Origin of the sequence: Acidovorax facilis (assembly GCF_023913775.1) — a bacterium.
Taxonomy (GTDB): Bacteria; Pseudomonadota; Gammaproteobacteria; order Burkholderiales; family Burkholderiaceae_C; genus Acidovorax; species Acidovorax facilis.
This window is the reverse complement of the sequence record NZ_JAMXAX010000013.1, coordinates 1-20,858: the sequence shown is the minus strand read 5'-3', so window position 1 is coordinate 20,858 and position 20,858 is coordinate 1. Positions and strand designations below refer to the sequence as shown.

Below are 20,858 nucleotides of genomic sequence, written 5' to 3'. Positions count from 1 at the left end.
CATCCTGCCCCAGCCGCGCTGCCGCCTTGGTGACAGAGGCTAGGGGGTTTCCTGCATGCCCCGCGCGAGGGGCTGCAGTCCAATGAGCGAATCTTTTGTCTTTCGTTTTGAGGAGCTTCGCCATGCAACGTCGCCAGATCATCCAATGGGGAGCCGCCAGCCTCGCCGCCCCCGCGTTCCTGGCGCAGGCCCAGAGCTTTCCCAACAAACCCATCAAGCTGATCATCGCCTTCCCGGCCGGCGGCCCCACCGACATCACCATGCGCGCGTTGGCAGACAACGCCAGCAAGATCCTTGGGCAGACCGTCATTGTCGAAAACAAGCCCGGCGCGGGCGGCACCTTGCCTGCTCAAGCGCTGCAGACCTCGCCAGCTGACGGTTACACCGTCGCGCAGATTCCGCTGGGCGTGTTCCGCCTCCCTTACACCACCAAGATCAACTGGGACCCGGTCAAAGACATCAGCTACGTGCTCAACGTCACAGGCTACGCGTTTGGCCTGGTGGTGCCCGCCGACTCGCCGCTCAAGACCTGGACGCACTTCGTGGCCTGGGCCAAGGCCAACCCTGGCAAGCTCAGCTACGGCTCCACCGGCACCATGACCAGCCCGCACCTTACGATGGAACTCATCGCCCAGCAGCTGGGCCTGGAGTTGCTGCACGTGCCCTACAAGGGCAGCGCCGACCTGATGCAGTCCATCCTGGGCGGGCAGATCATGGCGGCTGCCGACTCCACCGGTTTTGCACCGCAGGTCGAGGCTGGCAAGCTGCGCGTGCTCAACACCTGGGGTGCCGAGCGCCTGGCCAAGTTCCCCGATGCGCCCACGCTCAAGGAGCTGGGGCTGAACCTGGTGCAGAACTCGCCCTTTGGCATCGGTGCGCCCAAGGGCACACCCGATGCGGTGGTCAAGCGCCTGCACGATGCCTTCAAGCAGGCCATGGAGCAAGAGAGCTATCGCACGGCCCTGGCGCGCTATGACATGGTGCCGATGTACATGAGCACGGCGGCGTACAAGAAGTTTGCGCAGGACACGTTCACGCGCGAGAAGGCGCTGGTAGAGAAACTGGGCTTGGCCAAACCCACCTGAGGCCACTCCCTTCGGAGGGTGCAATGCGTTCCGTGTGATGATCCGCAGCATTGAACGGAACTCACACACGATATGGCATCCCCCTCCGACAGCATCAGCATGGCCCTGTTCTGCGACTTTGAAAACGTCGCTCTGGGCGTGCGCGATGCGCAGTACGAAAAGTTCGACATCAAGCCCATCCTGGAGCGCCTGCTGCTCAAGGGCTCCATCGTGGTCAAGAAGGCCTATTGCGACTGGGAGCGCTACAAGGGCTTCAAGGCCACCATGCATGAGGCGAATTTCGAGCTGATCGAGATCCCCCATGTGCGCCAGTCGGGCAAAAACTCAGCCGACATCCGCCTGGTGGTGGACGCGCTGGACCTCTGCTACACCAAGTCGCACGTCAACACCTTCGTCATCATCAGCGGCGACTCGGACTTCTCGCCGCTGGTGTCCAAGCTGCGCGAGAACAACAAGCAGGTGATCGGTGTGGGCGTCAAGCAGTCCACGTCGGACCTGCTCATCGCCAACTGCGACGAGTTCATCTTTTACGACGACCTGGTCCGCGAGAACCAGCGCGCGCAGGCCCGCCGCCAGGCCCCAGGCAGCAACCCACCGCCCGCGCCCCGCCGCAGCCCCGAGGAGGAGCGCAGCCGAAAGGAAAGCCAGGACACGCGCCGGACCCAGGGCGTGGAGCTGGCGGCCGAAACGTTTGAAGCCCTGCTGTCCGAGCGCGGCGACACCGGCAAGATCTGGGCCTCGGTGCTCAAGGAGGCCATCAAGCGTCGCAAGCCCGATTTCAGCGAAGGCCGGTATGGCTTCCGCACCTTTGGCAACCTGCTGGAGGAAGCGCAGGCGCGTGGGCTGCTGGAGTTTGGGCGCGATGAAAAATCGGGTGCGTATGTGTTCCGCAGCCATGGTGGGCCGACTGCCGCCGCCGCGCCCGCGCGGCCTGAAGGAGCCGGTGAGCGAGCCAGCCAGGGCGGCGCCACGCGGCATGACTTTCATGCGGTGGCGACGGCACCCGATCTGCGTTCTGACAGTGGCGAAGGGCACGGCCCATCGGGCCGCAGCCGAGGGCGTCGCGGTGAGGGCGCAGACCGCCCAGACACACGCTCCACGCAGCGCAGCGAGCCGCGCAATGACTCGAACCAGGAGCCACTGGCGTCTGAGCAGGCGGATGTGCCGTCAGAGCGTCCGGCCAGCCGCTATTTCAGCCAGCCAGTGGCCCACGAGGCCGAGCCATTGGAGCGGGTGATCGACAGCAGCCCTGAGCAGGATGCGCGCGCCGAAGCGTTGGATGGCTCCGAGGCCCCGGCAGATCAGTTGCCTGCTGAGAACGATGGTGCCGAGCCTGCAGCCCCTCGCCGCAGCCGCGCCCGCAGTGGAGGAGGTGCCAAGCCAGCGGCCAGCGCCCCCAAGACTGCTGCCACGCCCCGAGCGCGTGGCGCGCGTGCCGTGGCGGATGCGGGCGGTGCTACAGGTGCCGAGGCATCGGCTTCTGCGGCCGAGGCACCAGCCGGTGAGGCACAAGGCGCGGCTCCCACCAAGGCGGCCGCTCCCCGTCCGCGCAGCCGGACCCGCAAGCCGGCCGCCAAACCCGCCGAGTAAGTGTTACTGGCCCGCTGCGGTCGCTGAGCGCCGCAACGCCAGCCGCTCTTGCACTTCTTCGTAGCGGGGCGGCGTGCAGCCCGCCCGCTCCACACAGTGGCTGGCGCTGGCCAGCGCATGGTGCAGCACGGCGCGCAGCCGGGCCTCCGAAATGGGCGCCGTCAGGCCACCCGGGCGCAAGGTCAGGGCTTCTTCGCCCCGCTCAGGCCCTGCCAGCCAGGCGGTGATCAAACCCGCCAGAAAACAGTCGCCCGCACCGACCGTGTCCACCACCGTGATCGGCGCTTCTTCGCGCGCATGCACGGCCAAGCCGTCGCGTTGCAGCAGCCAGGCACCTTCCGGCCCCAGGGTCAGGGCAAGCCATTGCGCCGGTGTTTGCTGCTGCAAACAGTGGGCGCGTTCCAATGCGTTGGCGCCCGGAACGGCCAGCGCCTCCAGGTCATCGTCGCTCACCTTGATGAGGTGGGCGTGCTGCAGCGCAGCCATCACGTTGGCGCGGTAGGCATCGGCATCGTCCACGGCCGACAGGCGCAGGTTGGCATCCACCACCACCATGCGGCCGGCTGCGCGCTGCGCTGCCAGCCAGGGCTGGTAAACGGCAGCGTCCTGTGCCACCAGCGCCAGGCAGCCCGTGGCCACCACCAGCAAGTCGGGCAAAGCAGCGCAGGCGGCAATCAGCGCAGCAGCGGTCACCTGGCGGTCGGCCACGCCGTCGCGGTAGAAGCTGTAGCTCGCCTTGCCCGCGGCATCCAGCGCGGCCAGGGCCAGCGCGCTGGGCGCACGCACCGGCGCGGGCGCTGCCAGGGCCACGCCCGCTTCGTGCAGGCCGCGCGCCAGCTGCCGCCCCAGCAGGTCGCTCGACAGCGGGTTGAGGTACTGCGTGCCCACGCCCTGCAGGCCCAGCGCGCGCGTGAGGTTGTAGACCGCGCCGCCTGCGCAGGGCTTGAGGCGGCCATCGGGCTCTTCGATCAGGTCAAACAAGGCCTCGCCCGCCGTGGCCACGCGCAGCGGCGGTGCGGTGTGGGCGGGGCTGGAGTCGGGGGACTGGATAGGGAAAACCATAAGTAAATCCACTTGATTTATTAACTCGTCGGCCACTATAGTTCGATCCCATCCACCCGACAAGAGTGGTTCACCTGCCAGCCGCGCAGCACGGGGCCGACAGGAATCTGCCATCCCAACACCCGGAGACAACACCATGCAACGCACCCCCGCCTTTGCGCTTTCTGCCCTTGCCCTCACCGGCGCCCTGGCCTGTGGCCTGGCCCAGGCGCAGACATCCGAGCCCGTCATCGGCCTCATCACCAAGACCGAGACCAACCCCTTCTTCGTGAAGATGAAAGAGGGCGCCACGGCCGAGGCCAAGAAGCTGGGTGCCAAGCTGGTGTCGGCCGCAGGCAAGACCGATGGCGACAACGCGGGCCAGGTCACGGCCATGGAGAACCTGATCGCCGCCGGTGCCAAGACCATCCTCATCACCCCCAGCGACGCCAAGGCCATCGTGCCCGCGATCAAGAAGGCGCAGGCGCGCGGCGTGATGGTGATTGCGCTCGACAGTCCCACCGAGCCCATGGATGCGACCGACGCGCTGTTTGCCACCGACAACTACAAGGCCGGCGAGCTGATCGGCCAGTACGCCAAGGCCGCCGCTGCAGGCAAGAAGCCCGTGATTGCCACGCTGGACCTGTTCCCCGGCCACCCGGTGGGCGCACAGCGGCACAACGGCTTCCTGAAGGGCTTTGGTCTGCAGGCCAACGATGCCAAGAGCAATGAGCTGTCGCGCCCCGCCGAAGTGGTCTGCATGGCCGACAGCTTTGGCGACCGCGCCAAGGGCCAGACCGGCATGGAAAACTGCTTGCAGAAGAACCCTGACATCAACATCGTCTACACCATCAACGAGCCCGCTGCCGCCGGTGCCTACAACGCGCTCAAGGCCGCAGGCAAGGAGAAGAACGTGCTCGTCGTCTCGGTGGACGGTGGCTGTGCGGGCATTGCCGACGTGGGCAAGGGTGTGATCGCCGCCACCAGCCAGCAGTACCCACTGCGCATGGCCGCGATGGGCGTGGCGGCAGGCGTGGAATACGCCAAGACCGGCAAGAAGGTCAGCGGCTACACCGACACCGGTGTGACGCTGATCGCTGCCAAGCCCCTGGCGGGCGTGGACAGCAAGGATGTGAAGACCGGCACCGACCTGTGCTGGGGCGCCAAGTAAGCCGCCTCTGCTGAATAGGCGCCAGGCAAGTCGCAACGGGCCTGCCTGAGCGTCCCCTTTGTCCACCCGCACGGAGCCGCCATGTCCTCGACCGCTTCCAAACTACCGCCCCTGGCCACGCTGGGGCCGTTCATCGCGCTGATCCTGGCGTGCGCCTTTTTTGCCACGCAGAGCGAACGTTTTCTGTCCGCGCAGAACTTCGCGCTCATCCTGCAGCAGGTCATGGTCGTGGCCGTAATCGCAATTGGCCAGACGCTGGTCATCCTCACGGCGGGCATTGATCTGTCGTGTGGCATGGTGATGGCGCTGGGCGGCATCGTGATGACCAAGATGGCGGCGGACTACGGCCTCTCGGCCCCCGTGGCGATTGCGTGCGGCATGGCGGTGACCATGCTGTTCGGCCTGATCAACGGCCTCTTGGTCACGAAGATCAAGCTGCCTCCCTTCATCGTGACGCTGGGCACGCTCAACATCGCGTTTGCCGCCACGCAGTTGTACTCGGGCGCGCAGACCATCACCGACATCCCCGCTGGCATGACCGCACTGGGCAACACCTTCCAGCTGGGGCAGACCGCCATCGTCTGGGGCGCGGTGCTCATGCTGGTGCTGTACCTCGTCACCTGGTTTGCGCTGCGCGAGACTGCGCCCGGCCGCCATGTGTACGCCGTGGGCAACAGCCCCGAGGCCACGCGCCTCACCGGCATTGCCACCGACAAGGTGCTGCTGGGTGTGTATGTGCTGGCGGGCCTGTTCTACGGCATCGCCTCGGTACTGTCGGTGGCGCGCACCGGGGCGGGCGACCCGAACGCGGGCCAGACCGAGAACCTGGACGCCATCAGCGCCGTGGTGCTGGGCGGCACCAGTCTGTTTGGCGGGCGCGGCATGATTTTGGGCACGCTGGTGGGGGCGCTGATTGTGGGCGTGTTCCGCAATGGGCTCACGCTCATGGGCGTGTCGTCGGTGTACCAGATCCTCGTCACCGGCATCCTCGTGATCCTGGCCGTGGCCACCGACCAACTCTCGCGCAAAGGAGTGCGTTGATCATGACCACCTCCCCACACACCACGAACGCGCCGCTGGTCATGCAGGCCAAGGGTCTGGTCAAGCGCTACGGCCAAGTTACTGCACTCGACGGCGCCGACTTTGAGCTGCGCGCCGGGGAGATCCTGGCCGTGATCGGCGACAACGGCGCGGGCAAGTCGAGCCTCATCAAGGCGCTGTCGGGCGCCACCGTGCCCGACGAAGGCGAGATCCTGCTCGACGGCCAGCGCATCCAGTTCAAGAGCCCCATCGACGCACGCCGCGCGGGCATCGAAACCGTGTACCAGGACCTGGCCGTGGCCCCGGCCATGACGATTGCCGAGAACCTGTTCCTCGGCCGCGAACTGCGCCGCCCCGGACTGCTGGGCAGCGCGCTGCGCATGCTCGACAAAAAGAAGATGCTGGAAGAAAGCGTAGCCCGCATGGCCGAGCTCAAGGTCGGCATCCGCTCCATGACGCAGGCGGTCGAGACTCTCTCGGGTGGCCAGCGCCAGTGCGTGGCTGTAGCGCGGGCGGCAGCGTTCGCACGCCATGTTGTCATCATGGACGAGCCCACCGCCGCCCTCGGCGTGAAGGAGGGCAACATGGTGCTGGAGCTGATCCGCCGTGTGCGCGACAAGGGCCTGCCCGTCATCCTCATCAGCCACAACATGCCCCATGTGTTCGAGATTGCCGACCGCATCCACATCGCCCGTCTGGGCAAGCGCGCCGCCGTCGTCAACCCCAAGAAGATCAGCATGAGCGATACCGTGGCCGTGATGACCGGTGCCATGGCCGCGTCTGACCTGCCCGCCGAATGCCTTGCCTGAAACGCCCCATGCTGAAGAACATTGACCCCCTGCTGACCCCCGACCTGCTCAAGGTGCTGGCCGAGATGGGCCACGACGACGCCATCGTGCTGGCCGACGCCAACTTCACCGCCATGAGCCTGGGCGCGCGCAAGCCCGTGCTGCGCCTGCCCGGCATTGGCATGGCGCGTGCCGTGCAAGCGGTGGCCAGTGTGTTGCCCCTGGCGCAGGACGTGCCGCACCCTGTGGCCTACATGCAGGTGGGCGGCACCGAGGCGCCGTACCGATCGGCCCTGCAGCGCGAAACCATGGACGTGCTCGCACGCGAGGGCGTGACCAGCGAGCAGGCCGAAGGCGTGGAGCGTTTTGCGTTCTACGAGCTCGTCAAAAAGGCCTATGCGATCGTTGTGACGGGCGAGCTGCAGCCCTGGGGCAACTTCCTGCTGCGCAAGGGCGTCATCGGCGACACTCTGAACGCCTGATCGTTTCATCACCATGCTGGACACCGACGCATCCCTACCCGCCGTTGACAACACTGCCGCCAGCCCCGCGCTGCTGCGCCAGCGCGGCTCCAACCATGTGGGGCTGCGTCAGTTCAACGAGCGCGTTGTGCTGCAGGCGCTGCGCACCCACGGCAGCCTGGCCAAGGCCGAGATGGCACGGGTCACGGGCCTCACGGCACAGACCATCGGCCTCATCACCGCGCGGCTGGACGAAGACCAGCTGCTGCGCCGCGAAGCCCCGGTGCGCGGCCGTGTGGGCCAGCCTTCGGTGCCCATTGGCCTCAACCCCGACGGCGCCTTTGCCATCGGCATCAAGATCGGCCGCCGCAGTGCCGACTGGCTGCTGGTCGATTTCACCGGCCACGTGCGCGAGCGCATCGTGCTCGACTACGCCTTCCCCGACATCGACGTGCTTTTGCCCGCCATCCGCACGCACCTGAACCAGCTGCTCGACGGCCTGGGCCCGCTGCGCTCGCGCGTGGTGGGTGTGGGCGTGGCCGCGCCGTTCCAGTTGGGCGGCTGGCACCGCATGCTGGGGCTGACCGAGGCGCAGTCCGAAGCCTGGAACAACATCGACCTGGCCGAGCAGGTGCAGCAGATGACCGAGCTGCCTGTGTCCTTTGCCAAGGACACCTCCGCCGCCTGCGTGGCCGAGCTGCTGCAGGGGCGCGGGCGCGACATCCCGAGCTTTTTGTACCTGTTCATGGACACCTTTGTGGGCGGCGGGCTGGTCATCAATTCGCACCTGCATCGCGGTCTGCATGGCAACGCGGGTGCGGTGGCTTCGCTGCCGCTGTCACCCGCCCAGCCGGGCCAGGCACCGGCGCAGCTCATCAGCCAGGCATCGCTGTGGGAGCTGGAGCAGCGCTTTCGCGAACATGGCCTCGACCCTATGGCCGCCTACGACAAGCGTGTGCTGCAGGCCCCGTGGCTGGAACACAGCCGGGGCTGGATTGCGCGCGCTGCGGCGGGCCTGGCGCACTGCATCGTCTCGGCCACCGCGTTTTTGGATCTGGACGCCGTGGTGGTCGATGGCGCCGCAGCCCCCGAGCTGCTGCAGGCCCTGTGCGAGAGCGCCCGCCACGCGCTGGCCGACTACAACTGGGAAGGCCTGCACCAGCCCCCCCGGCTGGAGCTGGGCACCATGGGCTCGGACGCCCGCGCGCTGGGCGGAGCGCTGCTGCCGCTGCATGCGTGTTTCGCGCCGGATACAGACATCTTCCTCAAGGCCTGAGAAGAGCATGGGACTGTGAAGGTTTGCTATTAAAAATATAGCTATTTGCGCACATCCATCAAGCGCTAGGCCGTATTTTTATTCAAATTTCTCGGCCAAGGCTGCTTCAGGCTCAGCTCCCGCCGCGATCCAGACCCGCCAGGATCGCCCGCGCCACTTCGGCAAACCCCGCGCCACGTTCGCCCTGGGTCACATAACGCGGCAGGTGCTGCAGTTGTGGCACAAAGCGCGCGATGTTGGCCACCCCCACGCTGTGGGGGAAGTGCTCGAACATGAGCTGGTCGTTGGTCGAGTCGCCCACATACACCCAGCGGTCGATCTCCGCGTCGAGGTCGCGTCCCAGCAACTCGCGCACGATCCAGCGCGCGCCCTCCAGCTTGTTGTGCGCCCCGAACCAGCCGTTGATGTGGATGCTGCTCACGGTGGCGTTCATGCCTGCGGCGCGCAGGATCGCCACGCATTGGTCGATCCGCTCTTGGGGCAGGTGTGTGAACTCGCTGTGGTCGATGGCGATGTCCGTTTCGCGTCCGGGCGAGTCGGTCGCGCGGCGGGCGCCGGGCACCCTGGCTTCGATGTCAGCCAGCACTTGCTGCATGCGGGCGAAATGGGCTGCGCGCGTGGCTGCATCCTGCTGATATCGTTTTAATAGCGCATCGCGCTTGTCCAGAGAGCGCTGCAGGGCCACAGCACCATTCTCGGCCACGATGGCATCCACAGGCCAGGCGGTCGCAAAGGGCTCGCTCCAGCCTACGGGGCGACCCGTGATGGGGATCACGGCCAGTCCCCGGGCCTTGAGCGACTCCATCGCCTGCACCACGTGCGCAGGCACAACCCCCTCCGTGGTCAGCGTGTCGTCGATGTCGGTGAGCAGGCCGACGAGGCGGGCGGGAGGATTCCAGGTACTCAACGGAAGCATGGGGGAACCAGAAGGCATAGGGATGGCGAGAGGGGGCGTTGGTGAAAGTCGCGGAGGGCTGTCGCTCGGGCTTGCACCTTTTTCTGTGGACGAAGAGATGGCTGCTTCTAACGGACACTTTGGGCAGGTTGCCCACGCGCCAGGCTCGGGAGTTTCTCTGCGACCCTTTCGGGGGGCATGGGCACCATGTCCCCACCACGGAACTCGAATAGCTGCAGGGTGGCCAAAGGGACCTGTTCCAGGCCACGGCCCTTTTCGTCCACGACATGCAAATCGCCTGGCTGCGGCTTTGGCGCAAACAGGTCGGCGGTGTTTCTGGCGCGGATCAGTACAGAGCGTTTGTATCCATCATCGGTGCCTCCGAACTCAGGGACTACGAATATGGCCTGCCGCTCTTTGTCGAGCGACAGGGCAAAGCGGTACAGCGTGTCCCAATACGCCAGGTTGGGCCTGAGCGCCTGTTTCTCCTGCGCATGCACACCTGCCAGGGCCGCAACAAGCGCTGCGCCTCCAACAAGGGCAAAAACCGGGCGCGTCTCTCGCGGCCAGACGACCGCCAGGCAGGCTGAAAACGCCACCCACGGCACGAACAGGTAACGGTCCGGACTGTGAATTCCCGGAAAGGCCGTCAGCGGTATCAGCGGCAGCAGGACGATGCCCAAGGACACGAAGAAAACAGGCGCATGGAGGCGGCGCTTCACGGCCGCAAGACACAGAAGGCCGAGAAATACAACGGCAAGGATGTTGCCGGGCGGTTTGGAGCCGAGGAGCAATTTGGGAACCCGGAGCAACTGGCGCAGGGCCTCGCTGGCATCGAAAACCCCCTGGCTGTAGCCGCCCACGAGGCGCCCCAGTAGCAGGTAGCGCCACCCTATGTAGACCAGTGCAATCAGCACAAACGGTATCAGAGCACGCACCCGTTGCGGCCGCGTGCCCACGGGCAGGAAGGGCAAGAGGACGACCAGGGGTACATAGACTTCCTTGCAGGTAGTCGCCAGCAGGTAGGCCAGGGCCGACAGCCCCAGCCAGTATCCGCGCCCGCCTTTGAGATACCGGGTCCAGCCCAGTATCGACAGCATGGCGAACACGAAGCCGGTCGCATAGTGCCCATGCATCAGGCCCGCCGCGATGTGGGCAGTGGGCTTGCCAAGCAACAGCGCAACGGCGCCGATCAGCGCGGGCAGGGGCTCCACCCACTCTCGCAACACGGCATAGAACAACGCGGCTCCCAGCCCCACGAGCAGAAGCAAGTGCGCGTAGTGGCCAGCGGCGGCCATGCCGAACAAGCTCAGGTTGATGTCGTAGAACAGCAGGTTCCATGGAGCGACATTGGCGCTGGAGTGCCCTTGGGCAATGTGGGGCTCCAAGAAATATTGCCAGGGTGTGTATTGGGCGGCGTAGCTCAGGTGAGCGCCGTCATCCCAGCGCCAAGATCCCTGGAGTGATGCGCCATGCACCAGCAGGGTGAGCAGAGACAGAAGCAGTGTGGCGCTGAGACACTCGATCCAGGGGTGGCGGTCGATGTGTGTGCGCAGCGCGAGGCGCGCGGCTTTCAATGCTGGAGCATCCATTGCCAATGACGCAGGAAGTTGAGCGCTGCAGGCGTGTAGTGGCTAGGAGTGCGGGCGGCAGAAGGCGCATCGGCTGCAACGCGCAATAAACCGGTCTCGCGTGGTACCACCTCCCGCGCCCAGGGGCCCGCACTGGGCTTGTCGGTAGCACCACGCGATCCCCGGTTTTCGCACGTTTCGCTTCGATGCCTTCTGCCGCCCACACTCCCAGGCACATCACGCCCTCTGGTCAAAGTCTTCAGCAGCAGCCAGTCCGCACCGACCAGGGCCAGTGCGGAAATGGTGGAGCCGATGCCAGTCCTGGTGCAAAGCGGCGCCATGGAGAAATTGATCGGCTGACTGCGCAAGAATTTCCCCCTCTTGTGCGGGCTATGCGCCCTGCAGCGCCAACCCCGCATGCTCGCGCAGCGGGTGGAAATGGATCTTCGGAAACCGCTCTTGCGCCAGGCGCACGTCATACGGGCTGGTGCACAGGTACGCCAGTGTGTCGGCCGCGTCGTGCGCCAGCCGCAGCGGGTAGGCGTCGGTGAACGCGCGCAGGTCGGCCGCGTTGTCGGCGGTGATCCAGCGCGCGCCGGTGTACTGGCAGCCTTCCAGGCGCACGTCGGCGTCGTACTCGGCCTTGAGGCGGTGCTGTACCACTTCAAACTGCAGCTGGCCCACGGCGCCCAGCAGCATGTTGCCGCCTGCGTCGGGCTTGAAGACCTGGATCGCGCCTTCCTCGCCCAGCTGGGCCAGGCCCTGCTGGAGCTGTTTGGTGCGCAGTGGGTTCTTGAGCACCACGGTCATGAACATTTCGGGCGCGAAGAAGGGCAGGCCGGTGAACTGCAGGTTGGCACCATCGGTGATGGTGTCGCCCAGCTGCACGCCGCCGTGGGTGGTAAAGCCAATGATGTCGCCTGCGTAGGCTTCTTCGACGGCCTCGCGGCGTTGCGACATGAAGGTCACCACGCTGGTGGGGCGCAGCTCCTTGGAGGTGCGCTGCACCTTGAGCTTCATGCCCGGCGTGTATTTGCCCGAGGCCACGCGCACAAAGGCGATGCGGTCGCGGTGGTTGGCATCCATGTTGGCCTGCACCTTGAACACCACCCCGGCAAAGCCTTCGTCTTCGGGCTGGATGGTCTTCACCACGGGTTGCTTGTTCACTTCAAGCGTGCTTACGCGCGGGCCGGGGGGAGGGGCCATGTCCACCAGGGCATCGAGCACTTCCATTACCCCGAAGTTGTTCACGCCGGAGCCGAAGAACACGGGGGTGAGCTTGCCAGCCAGGAAGGCTTCATGGTCCCACGCGGGCGATGCGCCCACGGCCAGTTCCATGCTCTCCAGCGCGGCGTCGAACTCGGCGCCAAAGCGTGCGCGCAGAGTCGCCTCGTCCGACAAGGGGATGGCCTCGAAGTCCTGTGGGCGGCGTTCGCTGCCGGACTCGAACACCGTCATGGTCTTGGTGCGCAGGTTGATGATGCCGCCAAAGCTCTTGCCCTGGCCCACGGGCCAGGTCATGGGGCAGCAGGGCATGCCCAGCTCGCGCTCCACCTCGTCCATGATGTCCAGTGGGTCGCGCACTTCGCGGTCCATCTTGTTGACGAAGGTGATGATGGGCGTATCGCGCTGGCGGCAGACCTCGATCAGGCGGCGGGTCTGTGCTTCCACACCGTTGGCCGCGTCGATCACCATGAGGGCCGAGTCCACGGCCGTGAGCACGCGGTAGGTGTCTTCCGAGAAGTCCTTGTGGCCGGGGGTGTCGAGCAGGTTGATCACGTGCTCGCGGTACAGCATCTGCATGACCGAGCTGGCCACCGAGATGCCGCGCTGCTTTTCGATTTCCATCCAGTCGGAGGTGGCGTGGCGGCTGGCCTTGCGGCCCTTCACCGCGCCTGCGATCTGGATCGCGCCCGAGAACAGCAGCAGCTTTTCCGTCAGCGTCGTCTTACCCGCGTCGGGGTGGGAAATGATGGCAAAGGTACGGCGGCGCCGGGTTTCTGGGGCGTAGGACACAGGGGGTTCCTGAATGGGATGGGTGCGGGGCAGAGCGCCCTGCGCAAGAATCTTCAGGCCGGGACCGGCGTGGGACGCAGGGGCGGCAGTGGCGGGATTTTACTGTTCCGTGCAAGGCCGAGGACGGATTCATCCCGGGGCATGGTGCGGGGAATGCACTTGCTTTTATAATCTGCCGATCCGAGGAGCGTTGCAGCGTCCCCAGCACAGGCGGGGCGTGAGGCTCGGAGTCATCTAGCAACGACGCTCATCCACTTCTCGTGTGGTGAGCTTTTTCACTCCCGCGACCAGTGGTTTTTCAAACATGCTTTGGAGCAAGAAACCATCATGAACGCACGCGTCAACGCCCCGGTCAACACCGACTGCATCATTGCCGACATCGGCCTGGCCGCATGGGGCCGCAAAGAAATCCGCATCGCCGAAACCGAGATGCCTGGCCTCATGGCCATCCGCGAGGAGTTCGCGCCCAAGCAGTCGCTCAAGGGCGCCCGCATCACGGGCTCGCTGCACATGACGATCCAGACCGCCGTGCTGATCGAGACGCTGCAGGCCCTGGGCGCTGAGGTGCGCTGGGCTTCTTGCAACATCTTCTCCACGCAAGACCACGCCGCCGCCGCCATTGCTGCCGCCGGTACGCCTGTGTTTGCCATCAAGGGCGAGACCCTGGCCGAATACTGGGACTACACCCACCGCATTTTTGACTTTGGCCCCGCCGGCACCGAAGGCGAAGGCCCCAACCTGATACTGGACGACGGCGGCGATGCCACGCTGCTGATGCACCTGGGCAAGCGCGCCGAAAAGGACGCCTCGCTGATCGCCAGCCCCACCAGCGAAGAAGAGACCTGCCTGTTTGCCTCCATCAAGGCCAAGCTGGCTGAGGACCCGACCTGGTACAGCCGCAAGAGCGCCCAGATCATCGGCGTGACCGAAGAAACCACCACCGGCGTGCACCGCTTGAAGGAAATGTCGGCCAAGGGCTCGCTGATGTTCCGCGCCATCAACGTGAACGACTCGGTGACCAAGAGCAAGTTCGACAACCTGTACGGTTGCCGTGAATCGCTGGTGGACGGCATCAAGCGCGCCACCGACGTGATGATCGCTGGCAAGGTGGCCGTGGTGGCCGGCTACGGCGACGTGGGCAAGGGCAGCGCCCAGGCCCTGCGTGCACTGAGCGCCCAGGTGTGGGTGACCGAGATCGACCCCATCAACGCCCTGCAAGCCGCGATGGAAGGCTACAAGGTCGTGACGATGGAATACGCTGCCGACAAGGCCGACATCTTCGTGACCACCACTGGCAACAAGGACGTGATCCGCCACGAGCACATGCTGGCCATGAAGGATCAGGCCATCGTCTGCAACATCGGCCACTTCGACAACGAGATCCAGGTGGCGTCGCTGGAGCAGTACGAGTGGGAAGAGATCAAGCCCCAGGTGGACCACGTGATCTTCCCGGACGGCAAGCGCATCATCCTGCTGGCCAAGGGCCGCCTGGTGAACCTGGGCTGCGGCACGGGCCACCCGAGCTTTGTGATGTCGTCGAGCTTTGCCAACCAGACCATTGCCCAGATCGAGCTGTTCACCCACAGCGACTACTACGAAAACGGCAAGGTCTACGTGTTGCCCAAGCACCTGGACGAAAAGGTGGCCCGTCTGCACCTCAAGAAGGTGGGCGCCATGCTGACGGAGCTGACCGACGAGCAGGCCGCCTACATTGGCGTGCCCAAGCAAGGCCCGTACAAGCCGGACACCTACCGCTATTGATCCCGCGCCCCAGGCGCATTGCGCGCCTTGGCGGCATGCCGCCGGTGCGCTGGTGGATCACTGCATCGTGGTTGCTACTATTGTGATAGCTGCTTGCGCTTGATGGATAAGCGCTGGAGGCTGATTTGACTCTTAAAGGATGAGCGCCATGCGTGCAGATGTATTTTTGGTGGAAGCGGGCCATGCGGCCACGCGCTCGCAAGCGCAGCGGCTGATTGCTGCGGGCGTGGAGTGGCGTCTGTCACCCCTGGCGCCCTGGCAGAAGGTGGCCAAGAACGGCGATGACATCCCGTCCGTGGCCGAGGTGAAGCTGCTGGACGATGCCGAGGCCAAGTACATCTCGCGCGGCGGCCTCAAGCTGGAAGGCGCCTTGTTGGCCACGGGGCTGTCCGTGGCCGGGCTGCGCTGCCTGGATGTGGGGCAGAGCACCGGCGGCTTTACCGATTGTCTGCTGCAGCAGGGCGCGGCGCAGGTCATCGGTGTGGACGTGGGCCATGGCCAGCTCCACGAGCGGCTGCGCAGCGATCTGCGTGTGGTCTGCGTGGAGGGCGTGAACGCGCGCTCGTTGACCGCCCAGGCGCTGCAGGAAGCCTGCGAGCTGGCGCTCTCCGAAGTCGTCGATGCTGAGGAAGACAACGAAACCCAGCCCGAGGCGCCCTACAGCTGGATGCGCAACGGCGGCCTGGTGGACGAAGCCTACGACGATAGCGGCGACGCCAAGGACCAGGACATCGAAGCCTTCAAGTCCGAGCGCGCCCTGCGCGCCGAAGCCCGCGCGCAGGGCACACTGCCCGTCCAGCGCAGACGCCGCGCCGAATGCGCGGGCGTGGACACGACACCGGCGTTCGACCTGGTGACGGGGGATCTGTCCTTCATCTCGCTGACCCTGGTGCTGCCCGCCATCGCCGCATTCCTGCGCCCTGACGGCCACCTGCTCATGCTGGTCAAGCCGCAGTTTGAACTGCAGCCGGGCCAGGTGGGCAAGGGCGGTGTGGTGCGGGATGCCGCCCTGTATGCCGTGGTGGAAAAACGCATCCGCGACTGCTGCGCCGAACTGGGTCTGGCCGTACAGGCCTGGCTTGACAGCCCTATCCAGGGCGGCGACGGCAACCATGAATTTTTTGTTTATGCGAGGAGGGCACCATGATTGCTGCCAATGCCCAGGGCACCGGTTTTCCGGTGAGTTTCGAATTTTTTCCGCCCAAAACGCCCGAAGGGGCGGACAAGCTGCGGGCCGCGCGCCAGCAGCTGTATGCGCTGCACCCGGATTTCTGCTCGGTGACCTACGGCGCCGGTGGCTCCACGCAGGAGGGCACTTTCGGCACGGTGCGCGAAATCCTGGCCGAAGGTGTGAGCGCCGCCTCGCACTTCTCGTGCATTGGTGCCACACGCCAGTCCGTGCGCGAGCAGCTCGCCACGCTCAAGGCCATGGGCGTCAAGCGCCTGGTGGCGTTGCGTGGCGATTTGCCCAGCGGCTACGGCGCGGGCGGGGAGTTTCAGTACGCCAGTGACCTGGTGGCCTTCATCCGCGCGGAGACGGGCCGGGATTTCCACATCGAAGTGGCCGCCTACCCCGAGGTGCATCCCCAGGCCAAGTCGCCCGAGGCAGACCTGAACGCCTACATCGCCAAGGTTCAGGCGGGTGCGGACTCGGCCATCACCCAGTATTTCTACAACAGCGATGCGTATTTCCGCTTTGTGGAAGACACACAGCGCCTGGGCGCCAACGTGCCCGTGGTGCCCGGCATCATGCCCATCGGAAGCTCCACGCAGCTGATGCGTTTCTCGGACGCCTGCGGTGCCGAGATTCCCCGCTGGATCCGGCTGCGCCTGCAGGCGTTTGGCGACGACACGGCCAGCATCAAGGCTTTTGGGCTTGATGTGGTGACTGACCTGTGCGACCAGCTGCGCAGCGCGGGCGTACCCGCACTGCACTTCTACACCATGAACCAGAGTACGGCCACTCTGGAAATCTGCCGCCGCCTGGGGATCTGATGGCCACGGCGTGGCTACCATTAGCACTTTGCAACATTTGCAGGGGGATGGTGGTCATGGAACGAGCTGGGGTGGCGGTATGGTGTGCGCTGTGTGTTTGGGTGTTGGGCATGTCGGGCGTTCAGGCGCAGACCCGCTACCACTGCCGGGACGGAAATGGGAACACTTTTGTCCTGTCGCGGCCGTGCCCTGAGGGCTCCCGCACCACAGCCGCTGTGGCGGGGCCTGCCCCGGCGCAATATTCATCGCCACGTTATGACAGCTATTCGCCGGCGCGGTCATCGCCCGAAACCCCGGACCACCATCAGTATCTGAGCGCGCGCTGCCGGGCCCTGGATGAAAACATCCGGGGAGCGTATGGCCGGGGCATCAAGGCCGATGTGGTGGAAGGAATGCGGCGCGAATACCGGCGCGATTGCCGGGAGGAGGAGCAGGATGCGTACTCACGGCTTTCGGCGGAGCGCCGCCACCGCGACAAGCAGCGCCGGGAAGACGAAAAGTCTGCCCAGGTCGCAGCACAGGCTTCCAGGGAGCAGCAGGAGCGGCACGCCCAGCAATGCGCCGAGTCTCGCCGCATTCTTACCAACAAACGCGCCAGAACGGATTTGACGGATGGAGAGAAAAACGATCTGCGACGGTTTGAGGAAGCATTTCTGGAGCGCTGCAAGCGCTAGCGCCCACCTGCGGCTACTGCCCCTGCTGGTTGCGGCCTGCTGTGCGTGGTTGCCTGCTGCGCAGGCAGAGGGGGCCGGTAACACGGCAGAGCCCTCCACCCCGAATGCCGTGGATGCCGCGTTGGCCGAGGCGGGGCTGCTGGATGAGGAGGTGCAACCTCTTGGTGAGCCCATTGACGCTCCATGGGCTGCGCCTTCGGGGGAGTCTGGCCGGTACGAGGTGGCGCCAGAGACCGGACTCGCGTCCTGGTACGGGCCTGGGTTTCACCGGCGCAAGACCGCCAGTGGCGAGCGGTTTGACATGCACGCAATGACCGCTGCGCACCCCACCCTGGCCTTTGGCACATTCATCTGTGTGCGCAGCCAGATCACGGGCCGAGGGGTTGTGGTGCGCGTGAATGACCGGGGGCCCCATGCGCGGGGCCGGATCGTGGACTTGAGCCGCGCTGCAGCCATTGCCCTGGGGCTGCACGGTCTGGGGCTCAAGCCGGTGGAGGTGTTTCCTGTGGCCAATGGAGAATCGACCTGCCCTGAAGAGTGAGGACGTGGGGGCGGATGGGCCGTAAGAACGACCCGCCACTTGGACGCATCAGCCGCCTGATTCCAGGGTGTGCGTGGCGTGTTTGTCCTGGGCCAGCAATTCCACCATTTGTGGCAGTGCGGTTTTGAGCGCGGCTTTCAGGGTGAAGGGCGGGTTGATCAGAAACATGCCACTGGCTGGCAAGCCTGGGCGCTTGACGTCGCCAGCAGCGTTTTCGGTGAGCTTGCTGTTCTTGACGGTCAGCGTGGCATGCAGCCAGCTTTTGCCTGCCTTGGTGGCCAGGGTCTTGAGACGGCGAGGCAGGTCGTGCGCCTCGGGGCGCGGGATGATGGGGTACCAAAAGGCGTACGTGCCGGTGGCAAAGCGCTTGAGCGAATCCGCCGCCATATCGAGCACCTTGGCATAGTCGCTCTTGATTTCATAGCTGGGATCGCACAGTACCAAAGCGCGGCGGGCCGGTGGAGGCAGGAATTTCTTGATCCCTTCGAACCCGTCTTCGTGCAGCACGGCCACTTGGCGGCCTGCTTCGAGCTGGGCCACGTTGCCCGCCAGGGCGCGCAGGTCGGTGGGATGCAGCTCAAAGAGCTTGAGCTTGTCGTGGTCGCGCAACAGGCGCTGGGTGATGAACGGGGAGCCTGGGTAAACCCGCAGCGTGTTGCCCTGGTTGAAGGCACGGACCATGTCCACATAGGCCTGCAGGGCCGGCGTGAGGGCTGGGGCCGTGGGGGCAAACAGGCGGACGATGCCGTCTGCAGCTTCGCCGCTGGTGCTGGCGTAGTCGCCGTCGAGCCGGTACAGGCCCGCGCCCGCATGCGTGTCCAGCACGGTGAGGGCCGCGTCTTTCTCGGTAAGGTGTTGCAAGGCGGCGATCAAGACCGTGTGCTTGAGCACATCGGCATGGTTGCCTGCGTGGAAGGCGTGGCGATAACTGAACATGGCTCTATGGTAACGAGTGCGCCCTGTCGCCTCCCTGGGCCGGGTCGAGGGGGGGCTGCGCTGGGTGGCGTGCACCACAGAGGCCGGGTCATGGTTCCATGCGAATTTGTCATGGGCTGAGGGCGGCCAGGAATCATGGCGCGGCACAATCGGCGTATCTCTGACCAGGGTGTGTAACTTTTTTGGCAGACGGGAAGCCTTTTGTTTCTGTAGCGCGTGCTGGCATGCTTCATGATTGCGTTCGGAGCGGTGTTGGCACCCGTTCACCCACAATCTCTGTCGAAACAAGCCCGCACGCCACACCCTTTCCACCATGATCGCAAGTTCCAGCCAAGCCCCAGCCAGCGGTGTCAGCCATGTGGATGCGCTGCCGCCAGGCACCCGCCTCGCTGAGTTCGAGATCCTTGCGCTCCTGGGGGTTGGCGGGTTTGGCATGGTCTACAAGGCCTTTGACCACTCCCTGCACCGGGCCGTGGCGATCAAGGAATACATGCCTTCGGCGCTGGCGGGGCGTGCGCAGGGCCAGTCGCTCTGGGTGAGATCGTCGTCGGACCAGCAAACGTTCCAGGCCGGGCTGGCCTCTTTTGTGGGTGAGGCGCGCCTGCTGGCGCAGTTTGACCACCCTTCGCTGGTCAAGGTGTTCCGCTTCTGGGAGGCCAACAACACGGCCTACATGGTCATGCCCCTCTACAGCGGCATGACCTTCAAGCAGGCCCGTGCCCAGATGCGCACCCCGCCGCCCGAGATCTGGCTGCGCAAGGTGCTGTGGTCGGTGCTGGGTGCCCTGCGGGTGCTCCATGACGGTAAGACCCTGCATCGGGATATTTCGCCCGACAACATTTTTCTGCAGGACATCGGCCCCCCGGTGCTGCTCGACCTGGGCGCTGCCCGGCACGCGATCAACGACCAGGACCGCAAACACACCGCCGTCCTCAAGGTCAACTACGCGCCCATAGAGCAATATTCCGATGGCGACGAGGATCTGCGCCAGGGCCCCTGGAGCGACCTGTATTCCCTGGCTGCGGTAGTGCATGGCTGCTTGTGCAACGACACGCCGCTGCCTGCCACGTTGCGCTCCATCCGCGATCGCATGGTGTCGTTCTCCCGCGTGGCCAGAACCGTCAAGCGCCAGTTTGGCGTGGAGTATTCCGCGCCTTTCGTGGCGGCGATCGCGCAGTCGCTGGCGCTCAAGCCGGAGGACCGGCCGCAGAGCATCGACGCATTCCTGCAGCTCATGGAGATGACGTCTGCGCCGGAGGGGAGCGAGCACTTCGACTTCCGGAACGACCTGGGGGATATCTGGGTGGAGCCTGCCGATCAGCCGGGCCCGGGCTTGGTAACGCCCACGGTGGATGTGACCTCAGCACCCAGCATCGTGGCAGAGATGCACGCCCAGGCGCAGCGCGCCACCGGGAACGGAGTGGCCCACGAGGCCGGAGGGCGTGCCACTCCCGCGGGCGAAGCGAATGTTGGCGGAGACACCGTGATGCTGGGCGGCCCGGACACTGTGGCTGCCGATGCGGGTGATACGGTCTTCATCGACGCAGGAGACACGGTGGTGGTCGATGACTCCCGCTACGACGATCCCGCGGGCGACCCCAAGCTGGGGAACACCACCCGCCATGCGTCCGACCATCGACCACGGCCCCTGGAGCGGGAGATCGCCCGCCCCCACGGCAAGGCGGTGAAAACAACACGGCGCTCGCCGGTTGTGGTGTGGCTCGGGGTGGCTGTGGTGGCCGTGGTGGTTTCTGCCGCTGGCCTGCGCTGGGCCCAGAGCAGCAAGGCGCCGCAGGACGACATCATCACCGAGATGGCAGAGCCGCCCGCAGCGCCGCCACCTGCAGTGATGGAGACGGCGCTGCAGGACCCGGCCGCAGCGGCCTCTGCTGCTGTGGACGGCGCTGCGAGCGATACGGTGGCTGCTGCATCCATGCCTGCGCCAGCACTTGTCCCTGCTTCTGCTCCGCGCGCCCCCACTCGTGCGCGACGGGCCGCCCCTGAGCCGGCTCCGAC

General features: G+C 65.5%; 18 protein-coding genes and 1 riboswitch. Of the genes, 13 read left to right on the top strand and 5 right to left on the bottom strand.

Going from position 1 to position 20,858, the window contains the following annotated elements; genetic code table 11:
- Positions 1–122: 122 nt before the first annotated feature.
- Positions 123–1,085: a Bug family tripartite tricarboxylate transporter substrate binding protein gene (locus NFX52_RS06645; RefSeq protein ID WP_055393058.1), complete on the top strand. Its 963-nt coding sequence runs from the start codon at positions 123–125 to the stop codon at positions 1,083–1,085.
- A gap of 72 nt (positions 1,086–1,157) precedes the next feature.
- Positions 1,158–2,675 carry an NYN domain-containing protein gene (locus tag NFX52_RS06640; RefSeq protein ID WP_055393059.1) on the top strand — a complete coding sequence of 506 codons (1,518 nt, stop codon included), beginning with the start codon at positions 1,158–1,160 and terminating at the stop codon, positions 2,673–2,675.
- 3 nt (positions 2,676–2,678) lie between these two features.
- On the opposite strand, the gene NFX52_RS06635 is transcribed toward NFX52_RS06640, so the two are convergent.
- The gene (locus NFX52_RS06635; RefSeq protein WP_055393060.1) at positions 2,679–3,737 is read right to left on the bottom strand and encodes a PfkB family carbohydrate kinase; all 1,059 of its coding nucleotides are present in this window, start codon (positions 3,735–3,737) and stop codon (positions 2,679–2,681) included.
- A 136-nt stretch (positions 3,738–3,873) separates the two neighbouring features.
- On the opposite strand from NFX52_RS06635, the gene NFX52_RS06630 reads away from it, so the two are divergent.
- The 5 genes from NFX52_RS06630 to NFX52_RS06610 all read left to right on the top strand — a co-directional run bounded on the left by NFX52_RS06630 (position 3,874) and on the right by NFX52_RS06610 (position 8,453).
- Complete coding sequence (locus tag NFX52_RS06630) at positions 3,874–4,887, top strand: sugar ABC transporter substrate-binding protein (RefSeq protein ID WP_055393061.1); 1,014 nt, start codon at positions 3,874–3,876, stop codon at positions 4,885–4,887.
- 81 nt (positions 4,888–4,968) lie between these two features.
- Complete coding sequence (locus NFX52_RS06625) at positions 4,969–5,928, top strand: ABC transporter permease (protein WP_055393070.1); 960 nt, start codon at positions 4,969–4,971, stop codon at positions 5,926–5,928.
- A 2-nt stretch (positions 5,929–5,930) separates the two neighbouring features.
- Complete coding sequence (locus NFX52_RS06620; protein ID WP_055393072.1) at positions 5,931–6,737, top strand: ATP-binding cassette domain-containing protein; 807 nt, start codon at positions 5,931–5,933, stop codon at positions 6,735–6,737.
- Positions 6,738–6,745: 8 nt separating this feature from the next.
- A complete protein-coding gene (locus tag NFX52_RS06615) occupies positions 6,746–7,198 on the top strand; it encodes an RbsD/FucU family protein (protein ID WP_055393075.1) in 453 nt (150 codons plus the stop codon).
- Positions 7,199–7,211: 13 nt separating this feature from the next.
- Complete coding sequence (locus NFX52_RS06610; RefSeq protein WP_055393077.1) at positions 7,212–8,453, top strand: ROK family transcriptional regulator; 1,242 nt, start codon at positions 7,212–7,214, stop codon at positions 8,451–8,453.
- A gap of 112 nt (positions 8,454–8,565) precedes the next feature.
- Here the strand turns inward: NFX52_RS06610 and NFX52_RS06605 are convergent, their stop codons facing one another.
- The 3 genes from NFX52_RS06605 to NFX52_RS06595 all read right to left on the bottom strand — a co-directional run bounded on the left by NFX52_RS06605 (position 8,566) and on the right by NFX52_RS06595 (position 12,935).
- A complete protein-coding gene (locus tag NFX52_RS06605) occupies positions 8,566–9,369 on the bottom strand; it encodes an HAD-IIB family hydrolase (RefSeq protein ID WP_055393079.1) in 804 nt (267 codons plus the stop codon).
- A gap of 107 nt (positions 9,370–9,476) precedes the next feature.
- Complete coding sequence (locus NFX52_RS06600) at positions 9,477–10,925, bottom strand: hypothetical protein (protein ID WP_055393085.1); 1,449 nt, start codon at positions 10,923–10,925, stop codon at positions 9,477–9,479.
- A 384-nt stretch (positions 10,926–11,309) separates the two neighbouring features.
- Positions 11,310–12,935, bottom strand: coding sequence for a peptide chain release factor 3 (locus tag NFX52_RS06595; RefSeq protein ID WP_055393087.1), 1,626 nt, complete (start codon positions 12,933–12,935; stop codon positions 11,310–11,312).
- A 176-nt stretch (positions 12,936–13,111) separates the two neighbouring features.
- Positions 13,112–13,191: riboswitch (S-adenosyl-L-homocysteine riboswitch) on the top strand.
- Positions 13,192–13,262: 71 nt separating this feature from the next.
- Here NFX52_RS06595 and ahcY point away from each other — a divergent pair.
- From ahcY to NFX52_RS06570, 5 genes are all read left to right on the top strand, one after another.
- Positions 13,263–14,696 carry an adenosylhomocysteinase gene (gene ahcY / locus NFX52_RS06590; RefSeq protein WP_055393105.1) on the top strand — a complete coding sequence of 478 codons (1,434 nt, stop codon included), beginning with the start codon at positions 13,263–13,265 and terminating at the stop codon, positions 14,694–14,696.
- Positions 14,697–14,844: 148 nt separating this feature from the next.
- Positions 14,845–15,843: a TlyA family RNA methyltransferase gene (locus NFX52_RS06585; RefSeq protein WP_055393107.1), complete on the top strand. Its 999-nt coding sequence runs from the start codon at positions 14,845–14,847 to the stop codon at positions 15,841–15,843.
- The gene (gene metF / locus NFX52_RS06580; RefSeq protein ID WP_055393090.1) at positions 15,840–16,691 is read left to right on the top strand and encodes a methylenetetrahydrofolate reductase [NAD(P)H]; all 852 of its coding nucleotides are present in this window, start codon (positions 15,840–15,842) and stop codon (positions 16,689–16,691) included. The genes NFX52_RS06585 and metF overlap by 4 nt, the downstream gene beginning before the upstream one ends.
- Positions 16,692–16,801: 110 nt before the next feature.
- Positions 16,802–17,365, top strand: a complete 564-nt coding sequence (locus tag NFX52_RS06575; protein WP_082437230.1) for a hypothetical protein — start codon at positions 16,802–16,804, stop codon at positions 17,363–17,365.
- 109 nt (positions 17,366–17,474) lie between these two features.
- On the top strand, positions 17,475–17,906 hold the full coding sequence (locus NFX52_RS06570; protein WP_369801306.1) for a septal ring lytic transglycosylase RlpA family protein: 432 nt from the start codon (positions 17,475–17,477) through the stop codon (positions 17,904–17,906).
- Positions 17,907–17,954: 48 nt separating this feature from the next.
- Here the strand turns inward: NFX52_RS06570 and NFX52_RS06565 are convergent, their stop codons facing one another.
- The gene (locus NFX52_RS06565) at positions 17,955–18,842 is read right to left on the bottom strand and encodes a 23S rRNA (adenine(2030)-N(6))-methyltransferase RlmJ (RefSeq protein ID WP_055393092.1); all 888 of its coding nucleotides are present in this window, start codon (positions 18,840–18,842) and stop codon (positions 17,955–17,957) included.
- Positions 18,843–19,155: 313 nt separating this feature from the next.
- Between NFX52_RS06565 and NFX52_RS06560 the strand changes: the two genes are divergently transcribed.
- A partial coding sequence (locus NFX52_RS06560; RefSeq protein ID WP_252635587.1) for a serine/threonine protein kinase occupies positions 19,156–20,858 on the top strand: 1,703 nt, incomplete at its 3' end.

Coding starts and splice junctions, on each gene's coding strand:
- NFX52_RS06630 (WP_055393061.1), top strand. CDS start 3,874: ATGCAACGCACCCCCGCCTTTGCGCTTTCTGCCCTTGCCCTCACCGGC.
- NFX52_RS06585 (WP_055393107.1), top strand. CDS start 14,845: ATGCGTGCAGATGTATTTTTGGTGGAAGCGGGCCATGCGGCCACGCGC.
- NFX52_RS06575 (WP_082437230.1), top strand. CDS start 16,802: ATGTCGGGCGTTCAGGCGCAGACCCGCTACCACTGCCGGGACGGAAAT.
- NFX52_RS06615 (WP_055393075.1), top strand. CDS start 6,746: ATGCTGAAGAACATTGACCCCCTGCTGACCCCCGACCTGCTCAAGGTG.
- NFX52_RS06610 (WP_055393077.1), top strand. CDS start 7,212: ATGCTGGACACCGACGCATCCCTACCCGCCGTTGACAACACTGCCGCC.
- metF (WP_055393090.1), top strand. CDS start 15,840: ATGATTGCTGCCAATGCCCAGGGCACCGGTTTTCCGGTGAGTTTCGAA.
- NFX52_RS06620 (WP_055393072.1), top strand. CDS start 5,931: ATGACCACCTCCCCACACACCACGAACGCGCCGCTGGTCATGCAGGCC.
- NFX52_RS06635 (WP_055393060.1), bottom strand. CDS start 3,737: ATGGTTTTCCCTATCCAGTCCCCCGACTCCAGCCCCGCCCACACCGCA.
- NFX52_RS06565 (WP_055393092.1), bottom strand. CDS start 18,842: ATGTTCAGTTATCGCCACGCCTTCCACGCAGGCAACCATGCCGATGTG.
- NFX52_RS06605 (WP_055393079.1), bottom strand. CDS start 9,369: ATGCTTCCGTTGAGTACCTGGAATCCTCCCGCCCGCCTCGTCGGCCTG.
- ahcY (WP_055393105.1), top strand. CDS start 13,263: ATGAACGCACGCGTCAACGCCCCGGTCAACACCGACTGCATCATTGCC.
- NFX52_RS06645 (WP_055393058.1), top strand. CDS start 123: ATGCAACGTCGCCAGATCATCCAATGGGGAGCCGCCAGCCTCGCCGCC.
- NFX52_RS06625 (WP_055393070.1), top strand. CDS start 4,969: ATGTCCTCGACCGCTTCCAAACTACCGCCCCTGGCCACGCTGGGGCCG.
- NFX52_RS06640 (WP_055393059.1), top strand. CDS start 1,158: ATGGCATCCCCCTCCGACAGCATCAGCATGGCCCTGTTCTGCGACTTT.